The sequence below is a fragment of the Paenarthrobacter sp. YJN-D genome, assembly GCF_015040335.1.
GTDB classification, from domain to species: Bacteria; Actinomycetota; Actinomycetes; order Actinomycetales; family Micrococcaceae; genus Arthrobacter; species Arthrobacter nicotinovorans.
Window position 1 is genome coordinate 663,672 of record NZ_CP053549.1, and the last position, 16,409, is coordinate 680,080.

Genomic DNA, 16,409 nt, shown 5'->3' on the forward strand with positions numbered 1-16,409 from the left:
TTACCAGGGAGACGGTTTGTAATCCTTGAGGAAGACGCCGTACTGGTCCTCGCCCTTTTCACCCATGACGATAGGGTCATACACGCGGGCCGCACCGTCCACCAGGTCCAAGGGAGCGTGGAACCCCTCTTCCATGAGCCGGACCTTGGTGTAGTGGGGACGCTCGTCAGTGATCCATCCGGTGTCCACAGCCGTCATCAGGATGCCGTCAGTGTCCAGCATTTCCTGGGCACTGGTGCGGGTCATCATGTTCAGGGCAGCCTTGGCCATGTTGGTGTGGGGGTGCCCCGGTCCCTTGTAGGCCCGGGAGAACTGGCCTTCCATGGCCGATACGTTCACTATGTATTTCCTGTGGGCCGTGGAGCGCTTCATCGCGTCCCGCAACCGGCTGACCAGCAGAAAGGGCGCCGTGACATTGCAGAGCTGGACTTCCAGCATCTCCAAGGGATCCACTTCATCGACAACCTGGGTCCAGCTGTTGATGGAGGCGAGGTCGGGGACCAGGCCGCCGGCGTCGATCGCCGTCCCTGATTCAATCCGTTCCAGAGACGCCGAACCAGTGGAAAGCGCCAGCGAGGTAATGGCGTCGCCTGCCAGGACCGGGTGCTCGGTGACGCTGCTGGCCAGCGCCAATGGATGCTTGTCGTGGGCATGTCCGAACGTCACCAGCTCAGGGCCACCATTGGCAGCGTCAAGCTCGGCAGGCAGCGGCTCATCTTCGGCGTCGACCAGGGGCTTGTAGGCATTTCCTGACCGCCGCACGGTCTGGGCTGCGTTATTGATGATGATGTCCAGGGGACCGGCTTCGTTGAGGGAGTCCGTCAACGCCATGACCTGTGCCGGATCGCGGAGGTCGATGCCAACAATCCTGAGACGGTGCAGCCACTCGCCACTGTCCTCCATCGCCGCGAACCGGCGCGCTGCGTCCTTCGGGAAGCGGGTGGTGATGGTGGTGTGCGCGCCATCCCGGAGAAGGCGCAGGGCAATGTACATGCCGATTTTCGCGCGGCCGCCTGTTAGCAAGGCCCGGCGACCCGTGAGGTCCGTGCGGGCGTCCCGCTTGCTGTGGCTGAATGCTGCACATTCAGGGCACAGCTGGTGGTAGAAGGCATCCACCTGGGTGTAGTGCTTCTTGCAGATGTAACAGGGCCGCGAGCGGATCAAGTGTCCGGCAATCTCACCGGTTGCGGACGGGGCCAGCTTGTTGCCCCGGGTCTCGTCGTCGATCCGGTCCGGGGCGGCTGTTGCCGTCAAAGCGATGACTGCCCGGTCGGCCTCGGCAATGGAATCGCGTTTGGTGACGCGGCGATGGCGCTTGACGGCTTTGAACATCTTGCCGGTGGCACGCCGGACAGCAACGTAGTCCGGGTGCTCCTCGTCGTAGACGTGGATCGTGGTCAGAACCTTGAGGCAGGCCTGGATCTCTTCAGGCGTCAGATCGGTGGAGCTCATTGACCTGATTTTACAGCCTTGGGAGTGTCCGGCCTGCCTCGGGTTCTGTCCGGGTCAGCGCGATGGGCGCAGCCTAGTTCGCGGCACCCTGCGATGCCGGCCCGGCCACGCGGGACTGGATCCCTGCGGCCACCTTTTCTGCGGAGTCGCGAATGTCGGGGTCGTGGTGAGTGGCTGCCTTGACGGCCTCAGGCAGCCCGCGGCGGTACTGGGCAGACAACGCGAGCTCCGCCTCACCGGGTTCCGGAACCAGCTGTCCCTTGGCGAGGACGGTGATGCCCGACTCCGTCACCTTGTACCCGCGGGCTTTATCCAAGGCGGGGTCAAGCCCGATTGCCGCACCCGCGGGCACCTTGACGTTCTTGTCCAGGATGGCCCGCTTGATCACAGCCCCTTCACCGACATAGACCTTGTCCATCAACACCGAGTCCTGGACACGGCTGCCTGCCGCAACGTAGGCATCGTTGGACAGGACGGAGCCTTCCACGATGCCACCGGAAATAACGACGCCGCTGGCCACGATGGAGTCCAGGGCCGTTCCCACCGTGTTGTTCCCGCCGCGGACAAACTTGGCCGGCGGAGAGATGCTCTGACGGGTGTAGATCGGCCACTCGGAGTTGTAAAGGTTGAACACCGGAACAGGGGAGATCAGGTCCATGTGCGCGTCATAGAACGAGTCGATGGTACCGACATCACGCCAGTAGGTACGGTCACGGTCGGTGGCACCGGGAATGTCGTTGAGCGTGAAGTCGTAAACCCCAGCTTCGCCTTGATCGACGAAGTAGGGGATGATGTCGCCACCCATGTCATGTTTGGTATCGAGCCGCTCAGCGTCGACATGCAGCGCCTCAACCAGGGCATCGGCATTGAAGACGTAGTTGCCCATGGACGCCAGGAACTGCGAGGGATCGGCTGCCAGTCCGGGGGTGCTGGCAGGTTTCTCCACGAAGGCGGCGATCTTCTGCGGGTCGTTCTGGTCCACTTCGATGACACCGAACTGATTGGCCATGTTGAGCGGTTGGCGTACCGCCGCTACCGTGGCCTTCGCGCCGCTTGCGATGTGCTGCTCCACCATCTGGGAGAAGTCCATCCGGTAAACGTGGTCCGCGCCGACCACTACCACGATGTCCGGGGCGTCATCATGGATGAGGTTCAGCGATTGGTAGATGGCATTGGCACTGCCAAGGAACCAGCTCTTGCCCACGCGCTGCTGCGCCGGAACGGAAGCCACGTAACGGCCCAGCTGCGTGGACATGCGCCACGTTTCCGAGATGTGCCGGTCAAGACTGTGTGATTTGTACTGAGTCAATACCACGATTTTCAAATATCCCGAATTAACGAGATTCGACAGCGCAAAGTCAATTAACCTGTAGCCGCCAGCAAACGGAACGGCCGGCTTGGCCCGATCCGCCGTCAGCGGCATGAGTCGGTTGCCTTCGCCGCCTGCCAATACGATTGCCAAAACTTTCTTCAACGCCATGGTCACAGCTCCCCGTACGTCTTCGTATCCCCCAAAAGTCCGATTTTCCGGACCCTTTCACACTAGAACACATACGCCGGAACGACTACGTTGGTTAGCGTGCGAATAGACATTGTGACTAAAGAATTCCCTCCGGAAATTTATGGCGGTGCCGGTGTCCACGTTGCCGAGCTCAGCCGGGTGCTGGCGAAGCACGTCGACCTTCATGTCAGGGCGTTCGGCGCGCCCCGTGATGCCGACTACCACGGGGCAACCGTGGCCTCCTACGCCACTCCCGAAGACCTCGGTGGTGCCAACGCTGCACTCCAGACCCTGGGCGTTGATCTCAGGATCGTTCCGGACATTGCGGGAGCGGACCTTGTCCACTCGCACACCTGGTACGCCAACATGGCCGGTCACCTGGCATCGCTGCTGCATGGCATACCCCATGTACTCAGCGCCCACAGCCTGGAACCGCTGCGCCCGTGGAAAGCCGAGCAGCTCGGCGGCGGGTATGCCTTGTCGTCATGGGTCGAAAAGACAGCCTACGAAGCTGCCGCCGCCATCATTGCCGTCTCCGATGGCATGCGCCAGGACATCCTCCGCAGCTATCCCGACGTCGATCCCGACAAGGTGCGCGTGGTCCACAACGGCATTGACGTCTCCCTGTGGGAGCGCGACGAGGAAGATGATGCCATCCGGGCGTTGGGCATTGATCCCGCCAAGCCCAGCGTGGTGTTTGTTGGCCGCAACACCCGCCAAAAGGGCGTTCCGTACCTGCTTCGCGCGGCGTCGAGCCTCCCCGACGATGTCCAGTTGGTGCTGTGCCTCGGCGCGGCGGACACTCCCGAGCTTGCCGCTGAAACGGCACGGCTCATCGAGGAGCTGCAGACCAAGCGGCAGGGTGTGGTTCTCATCGAACGGATGCTCCCGCGCCGGGAGCTGATCCAGGTCCTGAGCCATGCCACGGCTTTTGCCTGCCCTTCCATCTACGAACCCCTGGGCATCGTGAACCTGGAAGCGATGGCTTGCGGCGCAGCCGTCGTGGCCAGCGCCACCGGCGGCATTCCGGAAGTGGTCCAGCACGGTGAAACCGGCCTGCTGGTTCCCTTGGAGCAGGTCACCGACGGCACCGGCACTCCGCTGGACCCTGAGAAGTTCGTCAGTGATTTCGCCGCCGCCCTCAACCAGGTGGTGTCGGATCCCGCGCGCGCCCGGGAGATGGGTATCGCTGGACGGCGGCGGGCCGAGGACCACTTCTCCTGGGAGTCCATTACGGAGACAACCCTCGAGGTGTACCGCTCAGTGCTGCGCTGACGCCCAGCTTCCCGGGTCCGTCCCGAAAGCACGCCAAACCACGACGGCGCCGCCCCCTTGGTGGGGACGGCGCCGTCGCGGTTTAACTTCCCAGGCTGTTTGCCGGAAGGTGCGTCACTTCGACGGGCGGGATTTTGCCGCTTTCAATGCCAGCAGCGCCTTCTCGTCCGAGGGTGCGCTGCCGCTGGCACGCATTTCGCGGAAATGCCGGCGCGCCTCATCCTGGCGTTCCGCTTCTGCGCCGCTGGCGATCCTGGCCCGGAGGTGCTCGGGGCCGTAGCCGAACGCATCAACGAGGTCGACCGCGTGCGGACGGATCTTCACCAGGAGGCGGTTGATGTAGGTACCCACGGTCCTGCCGCGCTGCATGGAAAGCCGGCCGTTCATGAGGTACCAGGAGAGGTGCTTCTCAATGAGGGACAGGCCGAAGAGATCGCGCAACCAGGTGAGCACCCGCTTGGTTCCCTCGTCAGGCGTGCGGGCCAGGGCCTCGGTGAAGGCCTCCCACTGGAGCAGTTCGGCATGGGCCTGGGCTGCTTCGATCAGTTCGTCCTGGTGCTGGTTGAAGAGGGCCGCCGCCTGGTGCTGGGGGAGCTTATTGGCTCCCTTCAACGCCGCGCCGACCTCGGCAACCATGGACTGGACACGGTCCGCGAGCAGTGTGCGCTGGCCTTCTTCGTCGCGCAAGGCCAGGGCGGCTTTCTGCACCGAGCCGGTGTCGGCCACGAACTGGGCAACCTGCCTCAGGCCTGTCCGGTGCAGGGCGACACCCGCGGCCTGGTCCACGACGTAGCGGGCCAGCACGCCAAAGTCGGCACTGCGGAATTCCTTGGCGTAATCGGCCAGGAGGCGCTTGGCGACCAGTTGGAGCAGGACGGTGTTGTCACCTTCGAACGTCACGTAGACGTCGAGGTCCGCACGCAGGGAAGCAAAGCGGTTCTCGATCAGGAAGCCCGCGCCGCCGCATGCTTCACGGCATTCCTGCAGTGTGTCCAGTGCGTGCCAGGTGCTCAGCGGCTTGAGTGCAGCTGCCAGCGTCTCGAGGTCCTGCCGGTCGGCGTCGGTGTCATGGGCGCCGGAGAACACGTCGTCGAACTTCTGGAGCAACTGCTCGTGCGCAAAGCTGGCCGCGTAGGTGGTGGCCAATCGCGTGAAGAGCCGGCGCTGGTGCCGCTGGTAGTCCAGCAGCACTTCTTCATCCGTGGGGGAGGAGGCGTTGAACTGCCGGCGCTCAGTGGCGTATTGGATGGCCGTCTTGAGGGCTACCTTGCTGGCGGCAACGGCTGCACCATCGAGGGAGACACGCCCCTGGACCAGGGTTCCCAGCATCGTGAAGAAACGACGGCCGGGGCTGGCGATAGTGGAGGTGTACGTGCCGTCCACTGCGACATCGCCGTAGCGGTTTAGCAGGTTGGTGCGCGGGATCCGGACGTTGGTGAAATGGAGGCGTCCGTTGTCGATGCCGTTCAGTCCACCCTTGATGCCATCATCCTCACCGCCGATGCCCGGCAGGAACTCCTTGGTGGCGGGATCCCGGAGTTCCACATAGAAAGCGTGGACGCCGTGGTTGACGTTCCGGGTGATCAGCTGGGCGAACACCACGGCTGCCAGGCCGTCATTGGCCGCGTTGCCGATGTAGTCCTTCCATGCTGCACGGAAGGGGGTGTTGATGACGAACTCCTGGGTGCTGTCGTCGTAGGTGGCCGTAGTGGCGATGCTTGCAACATCGGAGCCGTGGCCGGTCTCCGTCATCGCAAAGCAGCCGGGAATGTCCAGGCTCATGATGCCAGGAAGCCATTTGTCGTGATGCTCGGACGTGCCCAGGTGCATGACGGCAGAGCCGAAGAGGCCCCACTGCACACCGGCCTTGATCTGCAGCGAGGGGTCGGCGGTGACCAGTTCCTCGAAGCCGGCGATGTTGCCGCCGTGGTCGTCCGAGCCACCCAAACGCGTGGGGAAGGCACGGTGGACAGCATTGTTGTCCACCAGGAACTTCAATTGCTCGAAAACGCGGGCGCGGTGCTCCGTGTGGTGCAGCCCCTCGATTTTTTGCACAGCGGGGTTGCCCGCCACCTCACGGGCCTGATGCCGTATGTGAGCCCATTTACCCAGGAGTTGCTCGCCGAGCGCCGCGACATCGACCACGGGTTCGGCGGCAGCAACGTCGCGGCTTGCCGGCTTGTTGGCCGATGAGGCCCGGTCCACTACTTCAGTCATGTTGTTTCCTTCTTTGGTTCCGATAACTGATGAGTCATTTGCTGGTGTCAGGTGGTGGTCTTGAGTTGCGGTGCGATGCCAAGGCAAAGCCAGTCGGTAATCTGCCCGGCCATGGCCGCCTGGTCGGGCTTGCCGGCGCCTGCGGGGCTCCCCAGCCACATCTCTCCGGCGTTTCGTACCAGCCCGATGGCGGCAGTGGGCCAGTAGACGATCACCGATTGTTTTTCTTCACCCAGGTGCTCACGCATGGGGGTGGCGATCATCTCCGTGATCTGCTCAAAGAAGTTGCCCAGGGCTCCCGAAGCCGCAATCGCGTCCTGCGCGGAAGCTTCGCCAGGAGACAGGCGCGTGATGAAGGCATAAACGTTGGGACTGGACTCAGCCATCTGCAAATAGGCCGAAACCATCGCATACAGTCCCTCCCGGGGGGTTTGGGCCAGTTGCGCAGCTTCCTTCATCCGGCGCTGCATCTGGCCCAGGACTACTTCTCCCATGGCCTGTTGCAGCCCTGCCTTGTCACCGAAATAGCGGTAGAACACGGATTTGGAAGTGCCCGCCGCGCCGGCGATGTCCTCCATCGAGGCATCGCTTCCCAGCCGGTGGACGGCCCTGCGGGCTGCCTTGATGAGTTCGCGACGACGTTCCTCGCGGTGGGATTGCCATCGCGCGGCCCTGCCGTCTACGGCGGAGGGAGCCTCTCCCGGGAGAACCTCGGGGGCGGTGGGGATTTCCTGACGGTGGCTGTTCACGATACCCAGCGTATCAGGTACGCTGGGTATCAGTAACTGGCATTGATCGAAGGAGACAAGCATGGCTGCAGCAGACGTGACCCCGGGCGAGAACCCCGAGCGCACTACGACACCCGCGGCAACGCGCCGCGCTTTCATTGTGGGCGGCAACCGCATCCCGTTCGCCCGCACCGGCGGAGCCTACGTGAAGTCCTCCAACCAGGACATGCTCACAGCAGCACTTGAGGGGCTGATCGCACGGTTCGGGCTGCAGGACGAACGCATCGGCGAGGTAGCGGCCGGGGCGGTGCTGAAGCATTCACGGGACTTCAACCTCACCCGCGAAGCCGTGCTGGGCTCGGCCCTGTCACCGGAAACCCCTGCCTACGACCTCCAGCAGGCCTGCGCAACAGGCCTGGAGACCGTGCTGGGGTTGTCGAACAAGATCAAGCTGGGCCAGATAGAGTCCGGCATTGCCGGTGGCGTCGACTCGGCGTCCGATGCGCCCATCGCGGTCAGTGAAGGCCTCAGGGAGATCCTGCTGGACCTTAACCGCGCCAAGACTCCCGTTCAGAAGCTGAAGATCATCGGCCGCATCCGCCCCAAGGATCTGGCTCCCGATGCCCCCAACACCGGAGAGCCCCGCACGGGCCTGTCCATGGGAGAACACCAGGCCCTCACCACAGCCCAGTGGAACATCAGCCGCGAGGCACAGGATGAGCTGGCCTTCAACAGCCACCGCAACCTCGCAGCCGCCTACGAACGGGGCTTCTTCGATGACCTCCTGACCCCGTACCGGGGCCTCAGCCGTGACTCCAACCTCCGCCCGGACACCACGCTCGAGAAGCTTTCAACGCTGAAACCCGTGTTTGGCAAGAACCTTGGGTCCGAGGCAACAATGACCGCCGGCAACTCCACGCCGCTGACCGATGGCGCATCAACAGTACTGCTGGCCACCGAAGAATGGGCCGATGAGCACAGCCTGCCCAAGCTGGCCACCGTGTTGGACGGCGAGGCGGCCGCCGTCGATTTCGTCCATGGCAAGGACGGGCTCCTGATGGCTCCGGTCTTCGCCGTCCCGCGCTTGCTGGCCCGCCACGGCCTGACGTTCGAGGACATTGACTTCTTCGAAATCCATGAGGCCTTCGCCGGAACCGTCCTGAGTACCCTGGCTGCCTGGGAGGATGAGGAATTCGGCCGCACGCGCCTTGGGCTTGACGGCGCCCTCGGCAAGGTCGACCGGGCCAAGCTCAACGTCAACGGTTCATCCCTGGCCGCAGGGCATCCCTTTGCCGCTACCGGCGGACGGATCGTCGCCTCCCTCGCAAAGATGCTGCACGAAAAGGGATCCGTGGACGGGCGCCCTGCGCGCGGCCTGATCTCCGTATGCGCCGCAGGCGGCCAGGGCGTCGTCGCGATTCTGGAAGCAGCCTAGGGGGAACTCCATGACAGACAAGTACACACAGATCGTCAGCCACGGACTGGGCAGGAACGTCGCCCGGAAACTGGGACTGCCACAGCCGGTGGAGCTTCGACGCTACCAACCCGGAGCACCGCTGATAACCGGCCCCGTACTGGTCAGCGGTGACAGCGCCGGAAGCGACGACATCGCCACCACCCTTCTCGGCTGGGGCCTGGACGTCCGCCGGAATGCGCTCCCCAAGGAAAAGCTGGGCGCCATCATCCTTGTGCTGGATGCTGTGCAGCACCCGGAGGACCTTGGCAAGCCTGTCCTCAAGGCGGCCGCCTCCCTGCGGGACCTCGCTCCCAACGCCCGGGTGGTGACGATTTCGCGGACCCCCCAGTCCGCACCGTCACCGGCGTCGGCGGCCGCCCGCCAAGGCATTGACGGACTCCTGCGCTCCCTGGCCAAGGAGCTGCGGGCCGGGGCGACAGCCAACGGAATACTCCTCGACGACGAGCTGGCAACAACCAGTCCGTCTGCGCTCGGTGCCCTGCGCTTCTTCCTGTCGGGCCGCTCGGCGTACGTTGACGGACAGTTCCTGACGGTCTCCTCGACGTCGGGGGCGCTGCCTACGGACTCCGACAAGCCGCTGGCCGGCAAGGTCGCAGTTGTTACCGGAGCTGCCAGGGGCATCGGTGCTGCCATTGCCCGCACCCTGCACCGCGATGGGGCGAAAGTGGTCCTGGTGGACATTCCGGCGGCCGGCGACCATCTGGCCGCCGTCGCCAATGACGTCATGGGCACCGCGCTCCAGCTCGACATCAGCCGTGATGACGCAGGGCATCGGATCATAGAACACGCCGTGGAACGCTACGGCCGGCTGGACATCGTGGTGCACAACGCCGGAATCACGCGCGACAGGCTCCTGGCCAACATGGACGAGGGCCGGTGGCAGTCCGTGATGGCGGTCAACATCGCGGCGCAACTGAGGATCAATGAGGCCCTTCTGGCATCGGAGCACTTCAGGACCTCTCCGCGCATCGTTTCAGTGGCCTCCACCAGCGGAATCGCCGGCAACAGGGGCCAGACCAACTACGGGGCGTCCAAAGGTGGTGTGATCGGTATGGTCAGGTCGACGGCGGCCCTGCTGGAGCCATACGGCGGCACCATCAATGCCGTCGCACCTGGATTCATTGAAACCGAGATGACGGCCAAGATGCCTTTGGCCATCCGCGAAGCGGCAAGGCGGCTGAACTCCCTTAAACAAGGCGGCCAACCACAGGACGTAGCCGAAGCAATTGCCTTCCTCGCCAGCGACGCCGCCGGCGGCATCTCCGGAGGAGTGCTGCGGGTCTGCGGGCAACAGTTGGTGGGAGCATGAACACGCCGCAAGCGGTGGTTCTTGAGGAGCTTCCGTCGCTGTCCCGGCTTTACGTCAACGCAGCGACGACGGCGGCCCGCCGGCGCGTACTGGGCGCAAATTCAGGCGGAACCAGGTTGCCGGCGGTCAGCCACGAGGTCCGGGACGTCAGGGCCGACGTCGAAAACCTGACCGCCTACCAGCACTTGGTGGGGGAGACGGCCAGCGACACCCTCCCGGCCGGCTATGTCCATGCACTGGCGTTCCCGGTGTCCATGAGTGTGATGAACCGGGACGATTTCCCTTTACCGCTCCTTGGCATGATCCACCTCAGGAACCATGTGGAGCAGCACATGCCCATCCACTTCACCGAAACCCTGGACATCAAGTCCTGGGCGGAGAACATGACCGGGCATCGCTCAGGGACCCAGCTGGACGTTGTTGCTGAAGTCCGTTCCAATTCCAATGGGACGCTGCTGTGGCGCGGGGTGTCCACCTACCTCGCCAAAGGCGTTTTCCTGCCGGGCATCGATAAGGCGGGAACCGCACATGGATCTTCCGCCCCAGCCGATTTTTCACCTCCGGATCCCACAGCCCTCTGGCAGCTTGGCCTGGACATCGGGCGGAGCTATGCCGCGGTGTCGGGTGACTTCAATCCAATCCACCTGAGCGTCCTGTCAGCGAAAGCACTGGGCATGAGGGGCTCGATTGCCCATGGGATGTATCTGGCCTCCCGGGCGTTGGCAGACGTTGGAGCTGCCAAGTCGGAGGCTTTTACCTGGAAGGTCACGTTCGAGGCTCCTGTTTTCCTTCCTGCACGGGTGGCCTTGGATATTGCGACAGTCCAGTCCGCGTCGGGGGCGTGGGAGCGCTCGGAGTACATCGCTTGGAATCCGCGCAGCGGTAGGCGCCATTTCCTGGGCTCCGTTTCAGCATTGTCGTGAACCAAGTCCGGTAAGCGGCGGCCCCTTCGGTGGGCGCCGCTTACCGGATCGACAAATGAAGAAACAATAGTGACCAACGTCGCAGAGGCGGCCTCGACTACGGCTCGCAGCAGTTCGTGATGGAAACAAACAAGGCCTGGAATCCGTGGATTCCAGGCCTTGGTATTGTGCGCGGAGGGGGACTTGAACCCCCACCCCCTTTCGAGGACTAGCACCTCAAGCTAGCGCGTCTGCCATTCCGCCACCCGCGCAGGTGGTGTTCAGCAGGAGCAGTAAGCACCTTGCGGCGCTTCATATTCCTCCGAAGCAGCGAGAAAAACTCTAACACGGTTTCAGGTGCCTGAAAAATCGGCAGGAGCCGCCAGGCACGGGTGAGGCCCCGGGGACCCTTGGGGCCGTGGAGTTCCTGACTCGGGGCGCAACTGGTGAGTAGGCTAAAGGTACACGGGACGGGCTGCGGATGAAGCAGTCCGCGTCGCCGGAACCTGCAGCCCAGCCACGCAAGGAGAGTTTCCATGTCTGCCATCCGCCCTGAAGACGAAGTTGTCAGGATCTGCCAGGAGCTCATCCGCATCGATTCCTCGAACTACGGCGACGACACCGGTCCCGGGGAGCGGGCAGCAGCCGAATACACGGCCGGACTCATCACTGAAGTAGGCCTGGAAGCGGAAATTTTCGAATCGGCCCCTGGCCGCGCCAACGTCGTAACCCGCATGGCAGGCGAAGATCCCGGTGCGGACGCGTTGGTTGTGCACGGACACCTGGACGTCGTGCCCGCGCTGAAGGACCAATGGAGCGTGGATCCCTTCAGCGGCGAATTGAAGGACGGGCTGGTGTGGGGCCGCGGAGCCGTGGACATGAAGGACATGGACGCGATGATCCTGTCCGTCATGCGTGACTTCGCCCGGACCGGCCGCAAGCCAAAGCGGGATATCATTTTCGCTTTCTTCGCCGATGAAGAGGCCGGCGGCACCTACGGTGCCAGGTACGCGGTGGAGCACCGCCGTGAGCTGTTCGACGGGGCCACGGAAGCCATCTCCGAAGTGGGTGGTTTCTCCGCGACCATCGGCGGGCAGCGGACCTACCTGCTCCAAACTGCCGAGAAGGGCCTGTCCTGGTTGCGGCTGGTGGCCCACGGAAGGGCGGGACACGGTTCCCAGATCAACACTGACAACGCTGTGACCAGGCTGGCAGCCGCGGTTACCCGTATTGGCGAATACAAATGGCCTGTTGAGCTGACCCCTACCACCCGGCAATTCCTGGACGGCGTGACTGAACTGACCGGCGTCGAGTTCGACGCTGACAACCCTGACATCCTCCTCAAGGAGCTCGGCACGGTCTCACGCTTCGTGGGTGCCACCTTGCAGAATACGTCCAACCCCACCTTCCTGCGTTCGGGCTACAAGCACAACGTCATTCCCGAGTCCGCCGAGGCCTTCGTCGACTGCCGTACCCTGCCTGGGCAGCAGGAGTTGGTGTTCGAGACCATCAAGCAACTTGCCGGCGACGGAATCGACATCAGCTACGTCAACAAGGACGTTTCCTTGGAAGTGCCTTTTGCCGGCAACCTTGTCGATTCCATGATCGATGCCCTCCACTCCGAGGACCCTGGGGCCAAGGTCCTGCCCTACACCCTCTCCGGCGGCACGGACAACAAGTCACTGAGCAAGATCGGCATCACCGGGTACGGCTTTGCGCCCCTGATGCTGCCGGACGAGCTCGATTTCACCGGAATGTTCCATGGTGTTGACGAGCGGGTGCCCGCAGAGTCACTCCAGTTCGGCGCCCGCGTCCTGAATACGCTGCTGAGCAACTACTAAACGGCACCCACCACAAGGAGGCCCTGCTTTGACTCCCGAAGAAATCCTTCCCGACGCCCTGCTGGAAAGACTGCGGGGCCGTGCTGCCGGGTACGACCACAACAACCAGTTCTTCCATGAGGACCTGGAAGAACTGGCAGCCGCCGGTTACCTCAAGCTGTTCGTGCCGGAGCACGACGGCGGCTTGGGGCTTGGTCTCGAAGCGGTAGCTGCGCTGCAGCAGCGGCTCGCAACGGCTGCCCCGGCCACCGCCCTGGCGGTGAACATGCACTTGGTGTGGACCGGCGTCGCGCGCGTCATGGCGGCCAGGGGTGACGATTCCCTGGACTTCGTCCTCAAGGAAGCCGGGAAGGGCGAAATCTTCGCCTTCGGTATTTCGGAGGCCGGCAATGATTCCATGCTGTTTGATTCGGGCACCGTTGCCGAACCTTTGGCTGACGGCAGTTACCGCTTCACCGGCCGGAAGATCTTCACCAGCCTCTCGCGTGGCTGGACGCGGCTGGGGACGTTCGGCAAGGACCCGGAAGCCAGGGAGGGTGAGGGCGAATTGGTGTTCGGCTTCCTCCGCCGTGACGAACCCGGGCATGAGACCCTCAGCGACTGGGACACCCTGGGCATGCGGGCCAGTGCTTCGAACACGACGCTGCTGCATGGAGCGGTCATCCCGGCCGAACGCATCTTCCGGAAACTGCCTGTGGGTCCCAACAAGGACTTGCTGATCTTCGCCATCTTCGCGTGCTTTGAGACGTTGCTTGCCGCCGTCTATACGGGCGTTGCCGAGAGGGCGTTCACGCTTGCGGTGGAGAATGTGAAGCGTCGCGTGTCGGCGAAATACGGTGGCCGCAGTTACGCGCAGGACCCGGACATCCGGTGGAAAGTGGCCGACGCTGCTTTGGCGATGGACGGGATCTACCCTCAGATCTCAGCGGTGGCCCGCGACGTCGACACCATGGTGGACCACGGGGCCCAATGGTTCCCCAAGCTTGTAGGGATCAAGTCCCGCGCCACCGAAAACGCCCGGCATGTGGTGGACCTGGCCATCCGGGTCACCGGAGGATCAAGCTACTTCCGTGGCTCGGAGATGGAGCGGCTGTACAGGGACGTCCTGGCGGGAATCTTCCATCCATCCAACGACGAATCAGCCCACAACACGGTTGCCAGCGCCTGGCTGGGACCACTCGAGGGCTAGTCGAACGAACTGCGTGCGTCGAAGGAGCTTGGGCACCTAGACGGTGCGCTGCACGGAGTAGACCTTGCGGCGCAGCCAGAATCGTCGTCCGCCACCGAGATAGAGGACGCTGCGCTCCAGTTCCCACTTGCCGTACTCTGAGTGCTCGGCCAGCCGGCGCCGGGCGTCGGGCAGTGAATCATCAGGCCCCACCGTCAGTACGAGGTATTCGTACTGACGTGCGTAGTCTCGTTGGCGCTCCACGGAGCTGCCTGGAAATTGTTCTCTCATCCCTCTCCATTTTCGTCTTTTTCCGGCTAACGTGAAGTCATGAGCATCGATCCGCGTGTCGCGCTTCAATCATTTACCGCCGCCTTGGAAGAACATCTCGCCGCTGCATCGGCACGACGCGGTGAGGGCGACCCCACCGTCGAAGCCGCCTTCTTCGCCGTTGCTGACGCCTTCGAAGTCTACGAAGACGCCCTCTACGAGTCATTTTCAGAGGTCACGCCTCTCCAGGTTTTCGAGGATGAGGATGAAGATGAGGAAGAGGACGACGAAGACGAGGCGCTCGAGAGCGTAGACGACTGATTTTCCGTTGTACCGGCCGCCACACGGCGGCCGGTTTTTTGTGCCCTTTTCGCGGGTTCGGCGTTGGTGAAACGGTGCGGATTTCCGGGCTTTTCCCTGTACTCGCGGTCAAGCAAAACACGTAGTGCCCCGACGGCCAGCTAGGTACTCGCACGTAGGACCCTTGGGCAATACTGCGCAAACTTGAGTACCGACTACTGGTGCGCCCCCTTGCGGCCAAAGCTTCACTGATATGTAGGCAATGGACGGTCTGCAAAGAAGGCTGACAAGGTGAAAGTTCCAGTCGTACGTTTAGGCAAGGCGGCAGCACCCAAGGGTGCGGGCCATGCTGCCGTGGGACCAGCCTTCCCAGTGGACCCGGTCACTGCCCACGTCAATCCGCCGGTGTCTCCCTGGATTGACAAGTCCGTTGCTGCACAACGGACTAAAAAGGCGGGACTGGCGGCGCCCAGGCCGGATGTCACCCTGGACCTCGTGCCGCCAGTCACCCACCGCCACTCACGCGTCAAGCCCCCGCAGCGGAACCGGCTGGGCTGGACGCGCTTCCTGACCACCTCCCTGACAGTCTCCGACACCATACTGGTCTCAGCCGCCGTCTCAGCCGGCTATGCACTCAATACCGGGGGACTGCCCTTCACAGACGGAACTTCCGGGTTGCCGCGCCAACTGACCCTGGTGGTGATCCTGGGCATCATCTGGCTCGCCGCCCTGGAGGTCTACCGGACCAGGGATCCGAAAGTACTGGGAGTTGGACCGGAAGAATACAAACGGGTGCTCTCAGCGAGCTTCAGGGTGTTCGGCTTCCTGGCAATCGTCGCAGTGGTTTTCCGTGTTGAATCGGTAAGCTCCTACGTTCTTGTCTCCCTGCCACTGGGCATCGTGGCGCTGACAGGCAGCAGATGGGGCTTCCGTAGGTGGCTGACCCGCGAAAAATCACGGGGGCGCTGCCTGACCCGCGCCATCGTGGTGGGAGAACCACAGGACGTCCGGTACGTGATCAAGCAGATCAACCGGAAGTCAGGTGCCCCCTACGACATCCTCGGCGCATGCCTCCCGGGGGCCAGGCGTGGGGCGGTGCTGGTCGTAGACCAGGTCCGTGTCCCCGTTCTGTCATCCATCTACGGGATAGCGCACACGGTCCGCCAAACCGGAGCGAATGCCGTCATCGTCGCCGGACCCTTGCCCGGCGGAAACCAATTCATCCAGGAACTCGGCTGGCGCTTGGAAGAAGACGCCGCCGAACTCGTCCTGGCCGCAACGCTGACCAATGTGGCCGGCCCCCGGATCCACTGGCGGCCCGTGGAAGGCCTGCCACTCATGCACGTGGACATTCCGCACTACTCCGGAGGCAAGCACACCCTCAAGCGATTGATGGATATCGCCGTTTCTTCCCTGGCACTGGTTGTCCTCTCACCCGTCCTGTTGGCCCTTGCCATGATCGTCAAAGCGGACAGTCCCGGTCCTGTACTCTTCCGCCAGCAACGCATAGGCAAACAAGGCACCACGTTCCAGATGCTCAAATTCCGTTCCATGGTGGTTGACGCCGAAGCGCGCCTGGAGGAACTGGACAACCAGGACGAAGGAGCGGGCGTACTTTTCAAAATCCGCGGTGACCCACGTGTCACGACATGTGGCCGGTGGATGCGCAAGTACTCCTTGGACGAACTGCCGCAGTTCTGGAACGTCCTTGCAGGCGACATGAGCCTGGTCGGCCCACGGCCACCGCTGGCGCGGGAAGTGAATGGGTATGAACGACACACCCATCGCCGGCTCCTGATCAAGCCCGGCATCACCGGGCTCTGGCAAATCAACGGACGGTCCGACCTCCCCTGGGATGAGGCTGTCCGGCTCGATCTCTACTACGTGGAGAACTGGTCCATCGCGGGGGACTTGATGATCATGTGGCGCACTTTCCGGGCCATGATCCGGCCATCGGGTGCCTATTAGC

General features: G+C 63.2%; 13 protein-coding genes and 1 tRNA gene. 8 read left to right on the forward strand and 6 right to left on the reverse strand.

Annotated features, from left to right (window positions below):
- Both HMI60_RS03110 and glgC read right to left on the reverse strand, forming a co-directional pair.
- Window positions 1–1,452: an SDR family NAD(P)-dependent oxidoreductase gene (locus HMI60_RS03110; protein WP_018777608.1), complete on the reverse strand. Its 1,452-nt coding sequence runs from the start codon at window positions 1,450–1,452 to the stop codon at window positions 1–3.
- Between the two features lie 73 nt (window positions 1,453–1,525).
- A complete protein-coding gene (gene glgC / locus HMI60_RS03115) occupies window positions 1,526–2,938 on the reverse strand; it encodes a glucose-1-phosphate adenylyltransferase (RefSeq protein ID WP_018777609.1) in 1,413 nt (470 codons plus the stop codon).
- Between the two features lie 93 nt (window positions 2,939–3,031).
- Here glgC and glgA point away from each other — a divergent pair, with 93 nt between their 5' ends.
- A complete protein-coding gene (glgA, locus tag HMI60_RS03120; RefSeq protein WP_035733564.1) occupies window positions 3,032–4,228 on the forward strand; it encodes a glycogen synthase in 1,197 nt (398 codons plus the stop codon).
- Between the two features lie 114 nt (window positions 4,229–4,342).
- Here the strand turns inward: glgA and HMI60_RS03125 are convergent, their stop codons facing one another.
- Window positions 4,343–6,445 (reverse strand): acyl-CoA dehydrogenase, encoded by a 2,103-nt coding sequence (locus HMI60_RS03125; RefSeq protein ID WP_018777611.1) that lies wholly within the window; start codon window positions 6,443–6,445, stop codon window positions 4,343–4,345.
- Window positions 6,446–6,492: 47 nt separating this feature from the next.
- On the reverse strand, window positions 6,493–7,194 hold the full coding sequence (locus HMI60_RS03130) for a TetR family transcriptional regulator (protein WP_370584095.1): 702 nt from the start codon (window positions 7,192–7,194) through the stop codon (window positions 6,493–6,495).
- 61 nt (window positions 7,195–7,255) lie between these two features.
- Between HMI60_RS03130 and HMI60_RS03135 the strand changes: the two genes are divergently transcribed.
- Genes HMI60_RS03135 through HMI60_RS03145 form a run of 3 tightly spaced genes read left to right on the forward strand, consistent with a single transcriptional unit; the run spans window position 7,256 to window position 10,882 of the window.
- Window positions 7,256–8,608, forward strand: a complete 1,353-nt coding sequence (locus tag HMI60_RS03135) for an acetyl-CoA C-acetyltransferase (RefSeq protein ID WP_018777613.1) — start codon at window positions 7,256–7,258, stop codon at window positions 8,606–8,608.
- 10 nt (window positions 8,609–8,618) lie between these two features.
- Window positions 8,619–9,959 (forward strand): 3-oxoacyl-ACP reductase, encoded by a 1,341-nt coding sequence (locus HMI60_RS03140; RefSeq protein WP_064722143.1) that lies wholly within the window; start codon window positions 8,619–8,621, stop codon window positions 9,957–9,959.
- The gene (locus HMI60_RS03145) at window positions 9,956–10,882 is read left to right on the forward strand and encodes a MaoC/PaaZ C-terminal domain-containing protein (RefSeq protein ID WP_079581442.1); all 927 of its coding nucleotides are present in this window, start codon (window positions 9,956–9,958) and stop codon (window positions 10,880–10,882) included. The genes HMI60_RS03140 and HMI60_RS03145 overlap by 4 nt, the downstream gene beginning before the upstream one ends.
- A 168-nt stretch (window positions 10,883–11,050) precedes the next feature.
- Here the strand turns inward: HMI60_RS03145 and HMI60_RS03150 are convergent.
- A tRNA-Leu gene (locus HMI60_RS03150) sits at window positions 11,051–11,133 on the reverse strand.
- 264 nt (window positions 11,134–11,397) lie between these two features.
- On the opposite strand from HMI60_RS03150, the gene HMI60_RS03155 reads away from it, so the two are divergent.
- Together HMI60_RS03155 and HMI60_RS03160 are read left to right on the forward strand one after the other, a co-directional pair.
- A complete protein-coding gene (locus HMI60_RS03155) occupies window positions 11,398–12,702 on the forward strand; it encodes a M20/M25/M40 family metallo-hydrolase (RefSeq protein WP_039241278.1) in 1,305 nt (434 codons plus the stop codon).
- A gap of 28 nt (window positions 12,703–12,730) precedes the next feature.
- Complete coding sequence (locus tag HMI60_RS03160; protein WP_079581441.1) at window positions 12,731–13,891, forward strand: acyl-CoA dehydrogenase family protein; 1,161 nt, start codon at window positions 12,731–12,733, stop codon at window positions 13,889–13,891.
- Window positions 13,892–13,927: 36 nt separating this feature from the next.
- Here the strand turns inward: HMI60_RS03160 and HMI60_RS03165 are convergent, their stop codons facing one another.
- Window positions 13,928–14,161 carry a DUF5703 family protein gene (locus HMI60_RS03165; protein WP_011774832.1) on the reverse strand — a complete coding sequence of 78 codons (234 nt, stop codon included), beginning with the start codon at window positions 14,159–14,161 and terminating at the stop codon, window positions 13,928–13,930.
- A gap of 39 nt (window positions 14,162–14,200) precedes the next feature.
- Here HMI60_RS03165 and HMI60_RS03170 point away from each other — a divergent pair, with 39 nt between their 5' ends.
- Together HMI60_RS03170 and HMI60_RS03175 are read left to right on the forward strand one after the other, a co-directional pair.
- On the forward strand, window positions 14,201–14,461 hold the full coding sequence (locus tag HMI60_RS03170) for a hypothetical protein (RefSeq protein ID WP_018777618.1): 261 nt from the start codon (window positions 14,201–14,203) through the stop codon (window positions 14,459–14,461).
- A 270-nt stretch (window positions 14,462–14,731) separates the two neighbouring features.
- Window positions 14,732–16,408 carry a sugar transferase gene (locus HMI60_RS03175; RefSeq protein WP_193590546.1) on the forward strand — a complete coding sequence of 559 codons (1,677 nt, stop codon included), beginning with the start codon at window positions 14,732–14,734 and terminating at the stop codon, window positions 16,406–16,408.
- Window position 16,409 lies beyond the last annotated feature (1 nt).